The organism is Jeotgalicoccus huakuii, from assembly GCF_036665975.1.
Lineage (GTDB): Bacteria > Bacillota > Bacilli > Staphylococcales > Salinicoccaceae > Jeotgalicoccus > Jeotgalicoccus marinus.
Window position 1 is genome coordinate 1 of sequence record NZ_JAVIYN010000036.1, and the last position, 627, is coordinate 627.

Here is a 627-nt window from a genome sequence, read left to right on the forward strand (position 1 = left end):
TCATTTTATATCATCTTTACTTCAAATTAAAGAGCCTAATCTCGATTATACAAAGTCCACTGTTGAAGAAGTTTTCTATAAGGGTATTAAGTCCCTATTTATCACTGCCAAACTCACATATAATCCGACACATTGTCCAGCGTGTGGATGTATCAATGCCGATTATAGTATTGTCAAAAATGGCACGCGTACATCCCGAATCACCTTACCGCATGTTTCAGGTTTACCTGCATATTTGAAGTTATCTAAACAACGGTTTCTCTGTAAGCATTGTGACCACAGTTTCACTGCAGAAACCTCAATCGTTGATAAGTATTGCCACATCTCGACACGGACGCGTCAATGGATTGCCCACCAATGCGATCAGAGACTGACTGAAAAGTATATTTCAGAGATGACGAGTGTATCTACCACAACCGTTCGTAGAGTGATTGAAGCGACAGCACGTGCCATTCGACAACGACCGACACATGTATTACCTGAGCATCTCTCTTTTGATGAATTTAAAAGCGTGAAGTCTGTCGATACTGCCATGAGCTTTATATTCTGTGATGCTGTGAGTCACCGGGTCATTGACATTGTCGAAGACCGAAAACAATCTGGATTAATTCAGTATTTTTTACGCTA

Annotated in this window: 1 protein-coding gene; it reads left to right on the forward strand. The window is 40.5% G+C overall.

Translation table 11 applies throughout. The features are described from left to right. On the forward strand, positions 1-627 hold a 627-nt coding region (locus V6E76_RS11360; RefSeq protein ID WP_499797817.1), incomplete at both ends, for a helix-turn-helix domain-containing protein.